Genomic DNA, 14931 nt, shown 5'->3' on the forward strand with positions numbered 1-14931 from the left:
TTATTTGATAAGGTTTTTATTTTCTTTGATAGAGTATGATTTTTTCAACTTATCAAAGTAGTTATTAAAGATAACTTTTCTTTTCTCGTCGTAAACTGCCGCTCTGATTTGGCGTTTATCAGCGTTTTCAAAGCTGCGACGACCCGTCACTTTAATAATGTGGAAGCCGTATGGAGATTCGATGAGCCCCTTGATATCACCGACCTTCATGGAAGCAGCTGCCTCATAGTATGACGGAACGATAGTAACACGTGACTGCCAGCCGATGTCACCACCTGCTTGCTTAGAAATCGCGTCGTCAGAATAAAGTTTTACCAACTCTTCGAACGGACGTTTGGATTTTTTAACTTCAGAATAGATCTCGTCAGCACGTTTTCTTGCTTCAGCGATTTGGGCCGCAGATGCACCTGGTTTGTATTCGATCAGGATGTTGCTAGTGCGGATTTCTGGATTGTTTTTGTACCAGTCAGCCATTTCTTTGTCAGAAACGTTGATTTTTTGAACTACAGGGCCAAGTTCTTTTTCAAGAAGGGCTTTGTACATAGCTTGGCGAAGTTGTTCTTGAACGATTGGATCTTTCTCCAAGTTACGTTTTTCAGCTTCTTGCAAACCCACTTCGTAACGGATCAAGTCTTCAAGGAACAAATCTTTAGGTGGCGGATTTGTCGTTTTAGATTTGATATCGTTATATTTCTTATTGAATTCGTCCAGAGTGATCGTTTTTTTACCCACCTGAGCCAACACATCAGAAGATTTTTGCGCGAACGCTGGTGCTGCGATGAGCATCAAGATGCTAATAACTAATTTCATCTTTAAAAGTCCCTTTAAAAAGTTGAATGCAAACTATGTTAAAACGCTAGCACTAGGCCTTATTATCCGCAATGAAATTAAGAGCTTGCTCGCGTGTAGCGTGTAAAAGTGCTTCCAACTCTAGAGCAAGGTCTGGGTTTCTTGGATCTTGTTCTTTAGTGACTGGAGGAAGTGCCTCACTCCAAACGATGGAGACCTTCGCAAATGGTTTGGGTAGATAAGTTTTATTCCACGATCTTGGGAAGTGAATCGCGCGATCAACATGGACTCCGGCCGCATAAATCGGGCCGTGAATCATGCGAGAAAGTTCGAAAACTCCGGGCTTCACTTTGTGTAACGGGCCTTTTGGGCCATCAACCGCAAAGCTGCAATTTCCCCCGTCTTTTACTAAACGCAAAAGACCTTTAAGGGCTTGTACACCACCGCGCGTGGAAGACCCACGACTGGTTTTTGCACCCATCCATTTTAGAACTGTTGCCATCAACTCGCCGTCTTTGGATTGCGATGCAATTGTAGCAATTCGATAGCGCTTAACGATCGATAGCAACGCCAATTCATCACCATGCCAGTGAGCAAGGACTACAGGATTTTTATTATCGAGAGATTTTTTTAGGGATTCAGGCTCAGAAAGACGAACCCTCCACGTCCATGAGAGGGTTCGATAAAATACAAACACAATAATCGGAAGGATGTATTTCCTAAACACAATTAGTGGTGAAGAGCCTTTTTGAACTCTTCAGTCAATTTAGGAACGATTTCAAGAGCGTCACCTACGATACCGTAAGTAGCTTTTTGGAAGATCGGTGCATTTGCATCGTTGTTGATAGCAACGATAACTTTAGATGAACCCATACCTGCCAAATGTTGAATCGCGCCAGAGATACCAACAGCGATGTACAAAGAAGGAGCTACTGTTTTACCAGTTTGACCCACTTGCATACCGTGTCCTACCCAACCAGCGTCCACTACTGCACGAGTTGCACCAACAGTTGCACCCAGTACGTCAGCAAGATCGTTCAATACTTTGAAGTTAGCTGCTTCTTTAAGACCGCGACCGCCAGAAACGATGATGTTCGCTTCAGTTAGATCCAATTTTTCAGAGGCACCTTTAACGATTTCTTTGATCAAAGTTTTCAAATCAGTTGCTGCATTCGCATGCTCAACAACATTTGCAGATTTTGAAGTGTCAGCAGCATCAACTGGAAGTTGATTTGCGCGCATCAAAACGATTTTGATCGGGCTGTTTTCAAAGTTAACAGTCGCAAATGCTTTACCAGAGTACATGGGTTTAACAGCAGTTACGTTGTCACCAGAGATAGTCAATTGAGTGCAATCACTTGCAACACCCGTGTTCAAGCGAGCCGCAACACGTGGGAACAAGTCCTTACCTGTTGAAGAAGCTGAAGACAAGATGATCGAAGGTTGAACTTTGTTAACGATAGCAACCATGTTTGCCGTGTATGCCTCTGGATTGTAGGAATCAAGAGTCGCATCTTTCACAACATGAACTTCAGAAGCACCGTTATGGCCGATAGCTGCAGTCACATCACCCGCGTGAGAACCGAAAGTCACAGCAACAACTGTGTTTCCAGATTTAGCGGCCGCTTGCAAAAGCTCCATAGAGCTGCGTTTAAGTTTACCGTTTGTTTGTTCAGCAAAAACTAATACTTTACCCATTGCCAACTCCTACAGAACCTTCGCTTCGTCGCGAAGAAGTTTAACTAGCTCTGCTGCTTGTGCAGAAGAGTCGCCAGAAAGCATTTTAACTGCTGGTTTATCTGCCGGAAGAGTCATGCCAGAGTATTTTACTTTGATGTCAGAAGCAGGAATGTTCAAAGAAGCGAATTCGATTTCTTTGATCACTTTTTTCTTAGCCTTCATGATACCCGGAAGAGAAGCGTAACGAGGCATGTTCAAGCCTTTGTTTGCGCCTACAACTGCTGGAGTCATCATTTGCACAACTTCTTTCGCTCCGCCCTCAACGTCACGTTCAACCGTTACATTTTCGCCATTGAATGCGAATTTAGAAACCACAGTTGTGTGAGGAACGTTCAAGAATTCAGCCATCATTTGGCTTACTGAAGAAGCATTGTCGTCGATCGCAAGCTTGCCGGTGAAAATGATTTTCATTCCGCCTTCAGCTTTGATCACTTCAGCAAGTGCTTTTGCAGTTGAGAAGTTATCTAGACCTTCGCCGTTGATTACGATGGCTTCGTCAGCACCCATAGCAAGCGCTGTACGCAAGGATTCCACGACGCGTGCTTTAGGACCCGCGCTCAAAACCCATACTTGAGAACCTGGGTTTGCATCGCGAAGTTTGTTCGCTTCCTCGACTGCGTATTCGTCGTAAGGGTTCATAACCCATTTAATTCCCGCCGTATCAATACCAGTTTGGTCGGGAGAGATTTTAATTTTAGTTTCAGTGTCTGGCACCTGTTTGATGCACACGAAAATCTTCATATTTTTACCCCGTTTTTAGAGGACCAGTTCTATCGCAGATGATTTCAGAGGCAAAACTAAATCCTCAAAGTCTAACATGTTGCGAAACATGACAGGGGTCATGGACAAATCAAACCCCCGAGGAGTAAGTTAATTAAAAACTTAATGAGAATTCACAGCTACAACACAAGGGGTTTCAAACCATGTTATCATTTCTCGGGTCCACTGTCGGGAAGAAATACCTAATGGGTTTAACTGGTCTTATCTGGGCAGGCTTCGTACTTGCACACATGGCCGGTAACATGCTCATTTTCGTAAGCCATGATGCTTACAATGCTTACGGCCACGCACTGACTAGCGGAAAAATTATCTACGTTGCCGAAGCAGTTCTTGTCTTGGCATTGATCAGCCACGTTTCATTGGCGATCTCTCTTACAAAAAACAATCGCGAATCTAAAGGGCAAAAATACGCTGTTGCAGCTAAGGGAGCAAAAAAGGTTTCTTTGGCTTCTAGAACAATGGCGATCCAAGGTTCTTTGATTTTGGTTTTCGTTATTCTGCATTTGATCACGTTCAAATACGGACATTACTACGAGACGAACGTGAACGGCGTTCCGATGCGTGACTTAGCAAAGTTGATGGAAGAAGTATTCCAGCAACCTGGTTACGTTGTTTGGTACGTAGTTGCGTTGATTCTTTTGGGTTTCCACTTGAAACACGGTGTGGGTTCCACATTCCAATCTTTGGGATTGATGGAAGGCACTTACCGCAATGTTTGGACGAAACTAAGCATTGGTTACGGCATTATCGTAGCTTTTGGTTTCATCTCTCAACCTCTTTACCTCTTCCTCACTCGCTAAGGAGCAGACATCATGGCTAACATTTTAGATAGCAAAATTCCAAGTGGTGCGATTGAAGACAAATGGGAAAAAGCAAAGTTTGAAAACAAACTTGTGAACCCTGCGAATAAAAGAAAACACTCTGTAATCGTTGTGGGTACTGGCCTTGCTGGTGCATCTGCGGCTGCTTCATTGGGTGAGCTTGGTTATAAAGTAAAAGCATTCTGCGTGCATGAATCCCCTCGCCGTGCCCATTCCGTGGCGGCTCAAGGTGGTATCAATGCTGCGAAAAACTATCAAAATGACGGTGACTCTACTTACCGTCTTTTCTACGACACAGTAAAAGGCGGAGACTTCCGCGCACGTGAGGCTAACGTTTATCGTTTGGCTGAAGTATCTGCGAACATCATCGACCAAATGGTTTCTCAAGGTGTTCCTTTTGCACGTGAATACGGCGGAACTTTGGCGAATCGTTCATTCGGTGGTGCGCAAGTTTCCCGTACATTCTATGCCCGCGGTCAAACAGGTCAGCAGCTTTTGTTGGGCGCTTACTCGCAAATGATGAGACAAGTTGACGCTGGAACTGTTGAGCTTCGTTACCGCCGCGAGATGCTTGATCTTGTGGTTATCGACGGTAAAGCTCGCGGTATTATCGTTCGTAACTTGCTAACGGGTGAAATCGAAGCCCACGAAGCTGATGCAGTTATCATCGCCTCTGGTGGTTACTCGAACGTATTCTTCCTTTCTACAAATGCGATGAACTGTGCGGTAACGGCTGCTTGGAAAGCCCACAAACGTGGCGCTTACTTTGCAAATCCTTGCTACACGCAAATCCATCCAACGTGCATTCCGGTTCACGGCGACAATCAGTCAAAATTGACGTTGATGTCTGAATCACTTCGTAATGACGGTCGCGTATGGGTTCCAAAAGCAGTTGGTGATAAACGTCATCCAAATGATATCCCTGAAAACGAACGCGATTACTACTTGGAGCGCGTTTACCCTTCATTCGGTAACTTGGCTCCTCGTGACGTGGCATCTCGTCAGGCGAAATACGCTTGTGATGAAGGCCGTGGTGTTAACGAATCTGGTAAAGCTGTTTACTTGGATTTCGCTGACTCTATTAAACGTTTGGGCGAAGATAAAATTTCTGAGCGCTACGGAAACTTGTTCGAAATGTACGACAAGATCACTGGCGACAACCCTTATAAACGTCCAATGATGATCTACCCGGCTCCTCACTACACAATGGGTGGCTTGTGGGTGGATTATAACCTTCAATCGACAATCCCTGGTTGTTTCATCGCTGGTGAAGCGAACTTCTCTGACCACGGTGCGAATCGCTTGGGTGCATCTGCATTGATGCAAGGTTTGGCTGACGGTTACTTCGTAGTTCCATATTCTATCGGTAACTACTTGGGCGGCACAAAACTGAACAAAGTAACAACTCAAGACGATGCGTTCAAAGCAGCTCTTGATGGCGTTAAAAAAGAAATCAGCACGCTTGTTGGCATCCAAGGTAACCGCACAGTTGATAGCTTCCATAAAGAGCTAGGTAACATCATGTGGGAAAACTGCGGTATGGGTCGTAATGCTGCTGGTTTGAAAAAAGCTCTTGAAGAGATTCCAAAAGTTCGTGAAGAGTTCTGGCAAAACGTTCGTATCCCGGGCGATCCAAACTACTTGAACGTTGAGCTTGAAAAAGCAGGACGTGTTGCAGACTTCTTGGAGCTTGGCGAGTTGATGTGCCGTGATGCTCTTGAGCGCGAAGAATCATGTGGTGGTCACTTCCGTGAAGAGCACCAAGATAATGGTGAAGCAAAACGTGATGATACTAATTTCTGTCACGTAGCTGCGTGGGAATACACAGGTAACATGAAAACATCTGTGCGCCACAAAGAAGAGCTTCAATTTGATAACGTTCACCTAGCAACTCGTAGCTATAAATAAGAGGCTTAAAATGAGTGGAAAACATATCAATCTAACTTTGAAAGTTTGGAGACAAAAAGGAGCTAAAGATCAAGGCTCCTTCGTTGAGTACCAAGCAAAGAATGTTTCTGAGCACGCTTCTTTTCTTGAGATGCTAGATGCTGTGAACGAAGAAATCGTAGCAAAAGGCGAAGAGCCAATTGCGTTTGACCATGACTGCCGTGAAGGTATCTGTGGTACTTGCGGTTTCGTTATCGACGGTGAAGCACACGGTAAGTTGAAAGCAACGACTGTTTGCCAACTTCATATGCGTAACTATAACGATGGTGAAACTCTAACGATTGAACCGTTCAGAGCAAACTCGTTCCCAGTAATTAAAGACTTGATGGTCGATCGTTCTGCATTCGATCGCATTATCTCCTCTGGTGGTTACATCTCTCAAAATACTGGAAATCCACAGGACGCCAACGCGATCTTGATTCCCAAAGCAGATGCTGACGAAGCGATGAGTTCTGCGACTTGTATCGGTTGCGGTGCGTGTGTGGCAGCTTGTAAAAATGCTTCTGCAGCGCTATTCACATCAGCAAAAATCTCTCACATGGCTTTGCTTCCGCAAGGTGCTGTTGAAAAAGATGAGCGTGCTTTGCGCATGGTTGCAGCGATGGATAAAGAAGGATTCGGTGCTTGTACCACGACGGGTGCATGTGAAGCTGCTTGTCCGAAAGAGATTCAGCTGACAAACATCTCTCGTATGAATCGTCAGTTCTTGGGTGCTGTTTTGACTCAGAGACCTAAGCATAAAGATGGCGGAGCAGGCTAAGTCTTCTTGTTCAATTAGTTCATATAAATTCTAATGATTTTAAGGGGTTCAGTTACATGAGCCCCTTTTTTTATTAATTTTTTAACCTTTAAATTCTGCATCATCGGTCCTTCTCATTGAGATACATCTCCTAGACTTTCATCTGTGATTTTCCTCTAAAGCTCGAACATCAAACTTCCGAAAACTAGACCAAGGATTGGGCTTATGAAGAAGATTGATCAACTAATGGCAGAACTTGGCTTCAATAAAAACGCACCGGACAGTGTGAAAGAAGCCTTTATTAAGCATCTAATTAAGGTTTCAGAGGGAGTGAATGTTGTTACTCCGTCTGAAAAGCGCGAGATGGCTCAACATCCTGAAAAGATCGTGCAATTCAAACTGCCCGAACAAATGAGTTTCGGGTTCGCTGAAGAGAAATCCGCCAAGCCAACAAGACCAAAGACTGGCTAAAACGCTGGACGATGGTCTAGGTTTGGAGTCGTCTCTAAAAACAAATAAAATCCTGACTTTCAGATTGGTACCATTTTGGAACTGGGGGAACCACTAGGCAATTATTGCCGAGACTTTCCTCCTGCAGAATCACCCATTGAAGGAGGGATTTATGAGAGGGCTTATTGGAAGAGCCGTGCTCGGTTTGTTCGTTTCTGTTAGCGCGTTCGCTGCAAAACCTGAAGCTGTGCCTGGTGAATATATCGTACAACTTAAAAATCAATACGCAGTTCAATCTGCACAAGTATTGAGTCAGCAACTAGGTGCGTACGTTAAAGATACGATTCCTTCAATGAACATCGTGGTTATCAAAAGACCTGTGTTCGAACTTACAGAGAACGTAGTAAAAACTCTTTCTCAAAATCCACTAGTAGATATCGTTGAACCAAACTACATCTACCGCATCAACAAAACTCCAAACGATCCAATGTTGAGCCGCTTGTGGGGTATGAACAATGCTAAGACTGCTGGTGTAGATATCAGCGCTCTTCAAGCTTGGGATATCACAACAGGTTCTAAAGATGTTTTGGTTGCAGTTATCGATACTGGTATCGACTACAACCATCCAGATCTTAAAGAAAACTTGTGGACGAACGAAGCTGAATTGAATGGTCAAGCTGGTGTAGACGATGACGGCAACGGCATCATCGACGATATTTACGGTGCAAACTTCGTAAATGCAGCTAAACCAACTGGTAACCCAATCGACGATCACGGTCACGGTTCACACTGCTCTGGTACAATCGGTGCAAAAGGTGACGATGGCAAAGGTATCGTGGGTGTAAACTGGAATGTTCGTTTGATGGGTGTAAAATTCCTTTCTAAAGACGGTTCTGGTTCTCTTGAAGGCGCGATCAAAGGTATCGACTACGCTGTTAAAATGGGTGCGAAAGTTCTTTCAAACTCATGGGGTGGCGGCGGTTTCTCTGAAACTTTGAAACAAGCTATTCAAAGAGCAAACGATGCTGGCGTGATCTTTATCGCAGCAGCCGGTAACGAATCTAACGACAACGATGCAAATCCAACTTACCCAGCAACGTACGACATTCCAAACGTACTTTCTGTGGCGGCGATTGATGACTCTGGTCGTTTGGCTTCATTCTCTAACTACGGAAAATCAAAAGTTCACGTAGGTGCTCCGGGCGTAAACATCTACTCTTCAATCTCTAACGGTGGTTACGATTCTTGGTCCGGAACTTCAATGGCGACTCCGCATGTATCTGGTATCGCTGCATTGTTGCTTTCAAATGAGCCAGGCTTAACTGGTTTGCAAATCAAAGAGCGCATCATGGCGACAGCGAAACCAATCCCAGGTCTTCGTGGTAAAGTTCGCACAATGGGTATCGCAAATGCATACTCTGCTTTGACGAACACGATTGCTCCTCCAGATCAAAACGATCCTGTGAACTGGAAAACAGTTGAAGCTTCTGCATCAACTCCACATCCATACACTGGTAAATCAAAACTAACTTTTGAAGTTGGTGCTTCTGGTGCGAAACAAATCGCGATCTACTTCGAAAAATTCGATACAGAGCGCGACTACGATAAAGCTGAAATCTTTGATTCAACTGGAAAACTTGTACAAACGATTTCTGGTAAAGCAGATGACACATTCTCTGCGGTTATCGAAGGCGACAAAGCGACAGTTGTTTTCACATCTGATGACTCTGTAAACCGCTACGGTTTCGATATCACTAAAGTTGCTTACCGTTAGTCCGGTCGCAAAACTTTAAAAATACAAAAGCCATCTCTGTATTGAGGTGGCTTTTTGTTTTTAGTCACATCCGATCTCCTGCGCTCCCCTTTCGGTCCTGTGAACGAGATAATACCTCTATCTATCGGAGGTTTTATGGAACCCGAATTAGAACGTAATAGATCCAATCCTCGAGCGAAGCCACCCGGTGCAAAGCAAACGCTGCGTGGGCGCATTTCTGACGAAATAAATTCACAAAGTGAAGTGATCCGCAAAGGTCAGCTGCAAGGGGTGATCGAAAGAAAAACCTATGCGCAAGAAACCGGCGTGGTCACGGGTATATTGCTGGTTACGACAGGCCTTATCGGAACAGTCGTTGATAATTTTTTAGGTGCCCATCTGTCGCTGTATAGTAATTTAATCTTTTTTATAACTGGCGGAATGTTGGTTTGGGCAGGCTTAAGCAGCGAGGTGCGTGCTAAGAAATTTTCGTTCGCAATTGGGTCTTTCTATGCGGTGTTGGGAGTTCTTGGTTTTATTGTCGGAACGCCAGGCATGCCAACCATTGGGCGTATCGTGCGCGATGATTCGTTGTGGCTGTTGGTTCCAGAACACTTAGAATTCGGCACAAGAGATCACGCGATTCATCTGCTGATAGCCGCCGCTTTATTTTGTGGTGCTGTTTTGAAATTTAATCGTCGCCGTCGCGAGGAGCTTTAGTCCTCGCGCACGCCATCCTTAAGGAATTTTTCGATTTTCAGATTGGTATAGTCTGGGAAATCCAGCTGCGTGCAATGAGAACCGTAAGGTACAAGCACGAACTCAGAGTGTTTAATTTTCTCTTTTAAGTGATATTGAAAACGGATCGGAGTGACGGCGTCTTTTTCACCAGAAATCACTAGCACTGGAACTTCGATTTGTTCCAACACGGACTCCCCGTCGTATTTCATCAACTCTTCGAAAAGAGAAATAAAAACTTTCAAATTCATTCGCGCAACACCACGACAGTAGACTTCAATATCTTTGAAATGAGTGACACGTAGATTGAAACCACCCGCTAAAGCCGTCGCATACATTGCCAAAGGATTGTCTACGGCAACTTTCCACAGAGTATTCCACAGATCAGGTTGAGTTTCGTATTGTCCCTTTACGAAATAAAAGAACGGCTCGACAATCTCAAGACCGAACATGCCTTTAATTGGATTGCGCGCAAAACCATTAATGAATGTCATGGAGCGAACACTAGACGGGCTCATCGAATAAAGATTCAAAAGCACGGGGACACCAAAGCTGTGTCCGGCGAAGTGCGCGCTTTTAATATTCAGATGATTCAACATCTCGAGGATATCTTTGCAAACGGCTTCGAGAGTTAACTGGCTCATGTCTGCAATCGGAGTGCTTTTGTGGTGTCCACGTAAATCGAAAGCAATGACTTGATAGTTGCGAGAGAAATATTCAATTTGATAGTGCCAGTGATTGATTGGGCACGCGATACCATAGATCAATACCAGCGGCTCACCTTGTCCGTGAGTTTCGTAGTAGATGGAAGTGCCATCATAGCTTTCAAATGTACCGATGCTCTTTGGCGTTGTTTCCATTAGAACCTTCTAGCAATTACAAATAGCTGACCTTGATTACTGTGCTGCCGATGGAAATCATATCACCATCACTTAGCATTTCGGCAGAGACCTTTTTATTATTCAGAGTAACTCGTCCAGTGGCCAAAACTTTTAGCTGAACTTGTCCCGGGCCAGCCACCAACTGGAACGCATCTCGTGGAGCATCCACATCCAAAAGCTCAATATCTAAGGAGTCTGCTCCCGCCATACGGGGGCCATACCCTAAAATAATTTCCTCATCAGCCTGAATGCCACGGATGAAGTTCAATTTCAAAGCAGGTGAGAATCTCTCGAGTTGTTTCTTGGGTTCCGTGTTCTCGATTTGTAGCTCAGGCACCTTTACGCTCACGATGTTGCGCCAAGTCAGGAGGCGTTCGAAATCAGGAGCTTGCTCTTCTTCGACGGTGATAACTTTAAACTCGGTACGGCCGACTTCAAAGATAACCCCTGGAATTAACGCGATTTTCTTTACACGGCGACCGTCAATGTGAAGGCCATTGGAGGAGTCTAAATCCAATAGAACCAGCTGCCCCTTACCATCAATGGCCACCTGAGCATGAGTTCCAGAAACCTTGGGGTCCTTGATGATGATGTCCGCCTGGGATCTCCCCAGCGTCATTCCATCCCGAATTTGATGTCGGGAACCCTCGTTAACTCCATTAAGAATCTCAATAAAAGTGACCATTTAGACATTCTAGGGCTGGATTCGGATGAATCAAAGGACTATTCCTTGTGCTCAAACTTAAGGCGTGCTAAACCCGTTAAACATTTTAAAAAGTCATCCTTGTTCCCACCCCTGTATGGTGGGGGCTTTAACCGAAAGGATTATACATGGAAAAAAACACAGTGCCTTACGAGGTTGTGATTCTTATGCATCCAGATGCAACTCTTGAAGATCAAAAAGATCTATTCAAGAAGAATAAAGCAACTATCGAGTCTTTCAAAGGTTCTATCAACTCTTTGGAAACTTGGGGCAAACGTAACTTGGCGACTCCAATCGGCAAGTTGAAAAAAGCGACATACTTCCACTCTACATTCGAAGCTGACACTCAAGCTGTAGCTGAGTTGGAACGTACTATGCGTATCAACGACAAAGTACTTCGCTTTATGCACACTCGTCTTGATGAGCGTGTTTCTTTGGCTAAATTCATGGAAGGCTTCAAAAAAGGTCTTTCTGAATCTGCTGCTCGTGAAAAAGAGCGCGAAGCTAAGATCCAAGCTCGTAAAGCTGCGTTCGCTGCTGCTAAAGCAGACCGCGCAGACCGTGGCGAGTAATTAAAGGCGTCAAGCCATGAAGAAGTACGCATCACCACAGAAATTCATCACAATTTCATCTCTCTCGATTTTGTTGTCGATGATGACTGTAGTGTTTGGTGCCCCACTTCTTCGTGTGCTCCGTCAGGCTTACGGTCCTTGGGCTTTTTGGCTTCTAGGACTGTTGGTAACAGGGGCTGCGTGGCTCCTCAACGCTCAACCTTTAGCGATGTTTATTGGCTCTGTTTGGATGACTTTAGGAGCATACAATGAACTTGAGCAAAGAGGTCTTGGGTGGTGGCTATCCGGTATTCTGAGCGTGTTGCTTGGGACAGGTGCTGCAAGCATCTCTCTTTATGGCGCATTCAAAGTAAACGGGATTAACACGTACGCTGAAGTTCAAAAACTGGTCGAACAGTTTACTGAACAGGTTCAGAAAATGAATCCTGCAGTTAAATTGGACGCTTCGGTTCTGATGCAGCAAATTCCATCAGCCATTGCTATCACTCTGATTTTAGCACTAGGTGTGGGATTAATTTTTGAGAGAAGGGTTTTTTCGTGGCTCAATATGCCCCGCGAGAAAATTGCCTCTCAGCTCAAGTTGTTAGAATATCGCGTGCCTGATTTTTTCATTTGGGTAGCGATGACAGCCTTCCTTCTAACGATGGTGAGTTTTGGCGGTAAGGCCATTGCGATCCTCGCAGTAAATATTGTGAACGTAGCACTCGTTCTTTATTTTTTTCAGGGGTTAGCAGTGTTGGAGGTATGCCTTAATTCGATGAAAGCAGGAACTTTCACTCGATTCTTGGTGTACATAATCTTGGTCGGCCAATTGGTGCTCGTTTTGAGCGTTGTTGGTTTGATCGATTACTGGCTGGATTTCAGAAGTCGTATTCGTAAGATGACGGCTCCTAAAGCTAGCTAACTTATTTAAACTTTGGCGCAAGCTGAAGTATGGAGATCACATGAAAGTTATTCTTCAAAAAGACGTTAAAGATGTAGGTCGCGTTGGTGAATTGGTGAACGTTTCTGAAGGTTTCGCGAGAAACTTCTTGTTCCCACGTAAATTGGCTGCTGAAGCTACTGAAAAACGCGTAAAAGAATACGAACACTTGAAACGCGTTGCTGAAACTAAAAAGAAGAAAGCTCTAGCAGAGCGCCAAGAGATTTTGAACAAAATCAACGGCACTACTGTTACGTTCAAACTTCAAGCTGGTGCTGACTCTGACAAGCTTTTCGGTACTGTAACAACTACAGATATCTCTAAAGAGCTTCAAAAAATGGGTCACTCTATCGATCGTCGCGACATCCACTTGGAAGAGCCAATCAAAGTATTGGGTCAACACAAAGCGGTTGTTCGTTACCACGAAGGTTTGGAAGCTAAGATCCAAATCGCAGTTGAGCGCGCTTAATCTATATATTGTACGCAAAACTATGAAGAGGCCTCGGGAAACCGGGGCCTTTTTATTTTGTCTGCGGCCCAGATGCTTTGTCATCTTTACCATAACGTAATCTTATGGATAGCATCGAATTTTTTATATTGCCCTGGTTCCATTTTGGGTGTTTAAAGAGCGCCATTGGAGGGGGTTCAATGAACACAATCAAATCTCTTAAGTTAGCTTTATCAATGGGTGCACTAGCGGCTGTTGCAGCTTGTACTCCGAATAAGCAATCTGGTTCTGTATCTGCATCTGGCAAATCCTCCGCTATTATTGGTGGCGAAGCGGTTGCTCAAGACGACATCGTAAGAAAGTCTACAGTTTCCATCATCGTGACTGTATTGACTCAAGACAACCAACAAGCACAATTCCAGTGCACAGGTTCAATCATCTCTAAAGACTTGGTTTTGACGGCTGCTCACTGTATCCCAGGCGCTGAATACAAAAAATCAGTTATGTACGTAGTGTTCGCGACTGATTTGAATAAAATGGAAAGATCAAACATCGTTCCAGTATCTGACGTTATCGTTCACCCACAATACGGTGAAGGTGATGCTCGTCTTCGTGAAACGATCGAAAAGCTTAAAAAATCAGGCAACCCAAATGGTGACGGCGTAGAGATCTCTGACCGTGATCAAGGTGCTGATAACTACGATATCGCCGTTATCAAACTTTCTAAGTCTATCCCTGAAAACTACCAAGTTGCTAACATCCTTACAGATGAATCTATCTTGAAGAATGGTGCAGTTGTTACTTTGGCTGGTTACGGTTTGACGAACGTTAAGAAAGAACAAATCGATCCAAAAACATACCCTAACTTTGATGTTGCAGTTCAAACTGGTGAAGTTGGTTGCACATACGACAAAACTGTTTGCTACAAGTTGACTCAAGAAAACGAAAGCATCTTGAAAAAAACTGACGTAACAGTGATCCAACCATTCGGCGAAACTGAAGTTGCTTTGGATCAAACTCAAGGTAAAGGCGCTTGCCACGGTGACTCTGGTGGTCCAGCGTTCATCAACGTAAACGGTACTGAATACCTTTGGGGTGTTACAAGCCGCGGTACTGGTAAAGATGGTATCGATGACTGCTCTAACTACGCGATCTACACTAAAGTACACGCTGAGTGGAACTTCATCTCTGCAGCGATGAAACAGTTGAGCCCTTCTACAAAAGAAGAAGCTCCTGAACAATACGTTGCAGACTTCGAAATCTAGTTTTCGGATTTAAAATAAGAATTAAAAAAGGCCTCGGGAAACCGGGGCCTTTTGTTTTTTGTACTAGGCAGATTTGATTTCGTCTTCGGATGCGAGTTCCAAGAACACTTCGTTCAGGTAGTCGACCATCATTTCTCTTAATTGGTCGATGGTAAGCTCATCGGCGTTCGTGCCGTGTGCAGACATCAATCTTTGTAGCTCGTTCGCTACTGGGCTCTCAGGAAGTCCTGTGGCTTCAACCACAACCTGGGCAAGTCCCTTTTCCATAGTGGGCCTCCGTGCTCTGTATAGGTGCGATCCATGCGCCTATGTCTTATCGACCCTTCCACTCAATCAAGTGGTTAAAATTAACTCAATCTAAAATCGAACATACAGATCTTGGT

General features: G+C 44.4%; 17 protein-coding genes. 10 read left to right on the forward strand and 7 right to left on the reverse strand.

The features are described from left to right. Genes ACLVWP_RS00085 through ACLVWP_RS00100 form a run of 4 tightly spaced genes read right to left on the reverse strand, consistent with a single transcriptional unit; the run spans position 1 to position 3270 of the window. Positions 1-810 carry a peptidylprolyl isomerase gene (locus tag ACLVWP_RS00085; RefSeq protein WP_413559219.1) on the reverse strand — a complete coding sequence of 270 codons (810 nt, stop codon included), beginning with the start codon at positions 808-810 and terminating at the stop codon, positions 1-3. A 52-nt stretch (positions 811-862) separates the two neighbouring features. Further along, a complete protein-coding gene (locus ACLVWP_RS00090; RefSeq protein ID WP_413559220.1) occupies positions 863-1516 on the reverse strand; it encodes a lysophospholipid acyltransferase family protein in 654 nt (217 codons plus the stop codon). Between the two features lie 2 nt (positions 1517-1518). Further along, complete coding sequence (locus tag ACLVWP_RS00095) at positions 1519-2487, reverse strand: electron transfer flavoprotein subunit alpha/FixB family protein (RefSeq protein ID WP_413559221.1); 969 nt, start codon at positions 2485-2487, stop codon at positions 1519-1521. A 9-nt stretch (positions 2488-2496) separates the two neighbouring features. After that, positions 2497-3270, reverse strand: coding sequence for an electron transfer flavoprotein subunit beta/FixA family protein (locus tag ACLVWP_RS00100; RefSeq protein ID WP_413559222.1), 774 nt, complete (start codon positions 3268-3270; stop codon positions 2497-2499). Between the two features lie 182 nt (positions 3271-3452). Here ACLVWP_RS00100 and ACLVWP_RS00105 point away from each other — a divergent pair, with 182 nt between their 5' ends. From ACLVWP_RS00105 to ACLVWP_RS00130, 6 genes are all read left to right on the forward strand, one after another. Continuing rightward, on the forward strand, positions 3453-4109 hold the full coding sequence (locus ACLVWP_RS00105; protein WP_413559223.1) for a succinate dehydrogenase cytochrome b subunit: 657 nt from the start codon (positions 3453-3455) through the stop codon (positions 4107-4109). Between the two features lie 12 nt (positions 4110-4121). Then, positions 4122-6038, forward strand: coding sequence for a fumarate reductase/succinate dehydrogenase flavoprotein subunit (locus tag ACLVWP_RS00110; RefSeq protein ID WP_413559224.1), 1917 nt, complete (start codon positions 4122-4124; stop codon positions 6036-6038). A 10-nt stretch (positions 6039-6048) separates the two neighbouring features. Continuing rightward, a complete protein-coding gene (locus ACLVWP_RS00115; protein WP_413559225.1) occupies positions 6049-6837 on the forward strand; it encodes a succinate dehydrogenase/fumarate reductase iron-sulfur subunit in 789 nt (262 codons plus the stop codon). 204 nt (positions 6838-7041) lie between these two features. Next, a complete protein-coding gene (locus ACLVWP_RS00120) occupies positions 7042-7287 on the forward strand; it encodes a hypothetical protein (RefSeq protein WP_413559226.1) in 246 nt (81 codons plus the stop codon). 151 nt (positions 7288-7438) lie between these two features. After that, positions 7439-9040, forward strand: coding sequence for a S8 family serine peptidase (locus tag ACLVWP_RS00125; RefSeq protein WP_413559227.1), 1602 nt, complete (start codon positions 7439-7441; stop codon positions 9038-9040). Positions 9041-9175: 135 nt separating this feature from the next. Further along, entirely contained in the window at positions 9176-9739 is a 564-nt protein-coding gene (locus ACLVWP_RS00130) for a hypothetical protein (protein ID WP_413559228.1), read from the forward strand. Here the strand turns inward: ACLVWP_RS00130 and ACLVWP_RS00135 are convergent. After that, positions 9736-10617: an alpha/beta fold hydrolase gene (locus tag ACLVWP_RS00135; RefSeq protein WP_413559229.1), complete on the reverse strand. Its 882-nt coding sequence runs from the start codon at positions 10615-10617 to the stop codon at positions 9736-9738. The two genes, ACLVWP_RS00130 and ACLVWP_RS00135, sit on opposite strands and share 4 nt — an antisense overlap. Positions 10618-10633: 16 nt before the next feature. After that, the gene (locus ACLVWP_RS00140; protein WP_413559230.1) at positions 10634-11323 is read right to left on the reverse strand and encodes an FHA domain-containing protein; all 690 of its coding nucleotides are present in this window, start codon (positions 11321-11323) and stop codon (positions 10634-10636) included. Between the two features lie 146 nt (positions 11324-11469). Here ACLVWP_RS00140 and rpsF point away from each other — a divergent pair, with 146 nt between their 5' ends. The 4 genes from rpsF (at position 11470) to ACLVWP_RS00160 (ending at position 14548) form a co-directional block, all read left to right on the forward strand. Beyond that, positions 11470-11913, forward strand: a complete 444-nt coding sequence (gene rpsF, locus ACLVWP_RS00145; protein ID WP_413559231.1) for a 30S ribosomal protein S6 — start codon at positions 11470-11472, stop codon at positions 11911-11913. A 16-nt stretch (positions 11914-11929) separates the two neighbouring features. Next, positions 11930-12817, forward strand: a complete 888-nt coding sequence (locus ACLVWP_RS00150) for a DUF2232 domain-containing protein (RefSeq protein ID WP_413559232.1) — start codon at positions 11930-11932, stop codon at positions 12815-12817. A gap of 40 nt (positions 12818-12857) precedes the next feature. Then, positions 12858-13304 carry a 50S ribosomal protein L9 gene (gene rplI, locus ACLVWP_RS00155; RefSeq protein ID WP_413559233.1) on the forward strand — a complete coding sequence of 149 codons (447 nt, stop codon included), beginning with the start codon at positions 12858-12860 and terminating at the stop codon, positions 13302-13304. 179 nt (positions 13305-13483) lie between these two features. Next, entirely contained in the window at positions 13484-14548 is a 1065-nt protein-coding gene (locus ACLVWP_RS00160; protein WP_413559234.1) for a S1 family peptidase, read from the forward strand. A gap of 63 nt (positions 14549-14611) precedes the next feature. Here ACLVWP_RS00160 and ACLVWP_RS00165 read toward each other — a convergent pair whose 3' ends face one another. Beyond that, positions 14612-14815, reverse strand: a complete 204-nt coding sequence (locus ACLVWP_RS00165) for a hypothetical protein (protein ID WP_413559235.1) — start codon at positions 14813-14815, stop codon at positions 14612-14614. Between the last annotated feature and the right edge of the window lie 116 nt (positions 14816-14931).

The sequence above is a fragment of the Bdellovibrio sp. HCB209 genome (assembly GCF_047306065.1).
GTDB lineage: Bacteria > Bdellovibrionota > Bdellovibrionia > Bdellovibrionales > Bdellovibrionaceae > Bdellovibrio.

Excerpts from the sequence above, each read along its gene's own strand:
- ACLVWP_RS00085 (WP_413559219.1), bottom strand. The coding sequence starts at position 810 with ATGAAATTAGTTATTAGCATCTTGATGCTCATCGCAGCACCAGCGTTC.
- ACLVWP_RS00095 (WP_413559221.1), bottom strand. The coding sequence starts at position 2,487 with ATGGGTAAAGTATTAGTTTTTGCTGAACAAACAAACGGTAAACTTAAA.
- ACLVWP_RS00100 (WP_413559222.1), bottom strand. The coding sequence starts at position 3,270 with ATGAAGATTTTCGTGTGCATCAAACAGGTGCCAGACACTGAAACTAAA.
- ACLVWP_RS00105 (WP_413559223.1), top strand. The coding sequence starts at position 3,453 with ATGTTATCATTTCTCGGGTCCACTGTCGGGAAGAAATACCTAATGGGT.
- ACLVWP_RS00110 (WP_413559224.1), top strand. The coding sequence starts at position 4,122 with ATGGCTAACATTTTAGATAGCAAAATTCCAAGTGGTGCGATTGAAGAC.
- ACLVWP_RS00115 (WP_413559225.1), top strand. The coding sequence starts at position 6,049 with ATGAGTGGAAAACATATCAATCTAACTTTGAAAGTTTGGAGACAAAAA.
- ACLVWP_RS00120 (WP_413559226.1), top strand. The coding sequence starts at position 7,042 with ATGAAGAAGATTGATCAACTAATGGCAGAACTTGGCTTCAATAAAAAC.
- ACLVWP_RS00125 (WP_413559227.1), top strand. The coding sequence starts at position 7,439 with ATGAGAGGGCTTATTGGAAGAGCCGTGCTCGGTTTGTTCGTTTCTGTT.
- ACLVWP_RS00130 (WP_413559228.1), top strand. The coding sequence starts at position 9,176 with ATGGAACCCGAATTAGAACGTAATAGATCCAATCCTCGAGCGAAGCCA.
- ACLVWP_RS00135 (WP_413559229.1), bottom strand. The coding sequence starts at position 10,617 with ATGGAAACAACGCCAAAGAGCATCGGTACATTTGAAAGCTATGATGGC.
- ACLVWP_RS00140 (WP_413559230.1), bottom strand. The coding sequence starts at position 11,323 with ATGGTCACTTTTATTGAGATTCTTAATGGAGTTAACGAGGGTTCCCGA.
- rpsF (WP_413559231.1), top strand. The coding sequence starts at position 11,470 with ATGGAAAAAAACACAGTGCCTTACGAGGTTGTGATTCTTATGCATCCA.
- ACLVWP_RS00150 (WP_413559232.1), top strand. The coding sequence starts at position 11,930 with ATGAAGAAGTACGCATCACCACAGAAATTCATCACAATTTCATCTCTC.
- rplI (WP_413559233.1), top strand. The coding sequence starts at position 12,858 with ATGAAAGTTATTCTTCAAAAAGACGTTAAAGATGTAGGTCGCGTTGGT.
- ACLVWP_RS00160 (WP_413559234.1), top strand. The coding sequence starts at position 13,484 with ATGAACACAATCAAATCTCTTAAGTTAGCTTTATCAATGGGTGCACTA.
- ACLVWP_RS00165 (WP_413559235.1), bottom strand. The coding sequence starts at position 14,815 with ATGGAAAAGGGACTTGCCCAGGTTGTGGTTGAAGCCACAGGACTTCCT.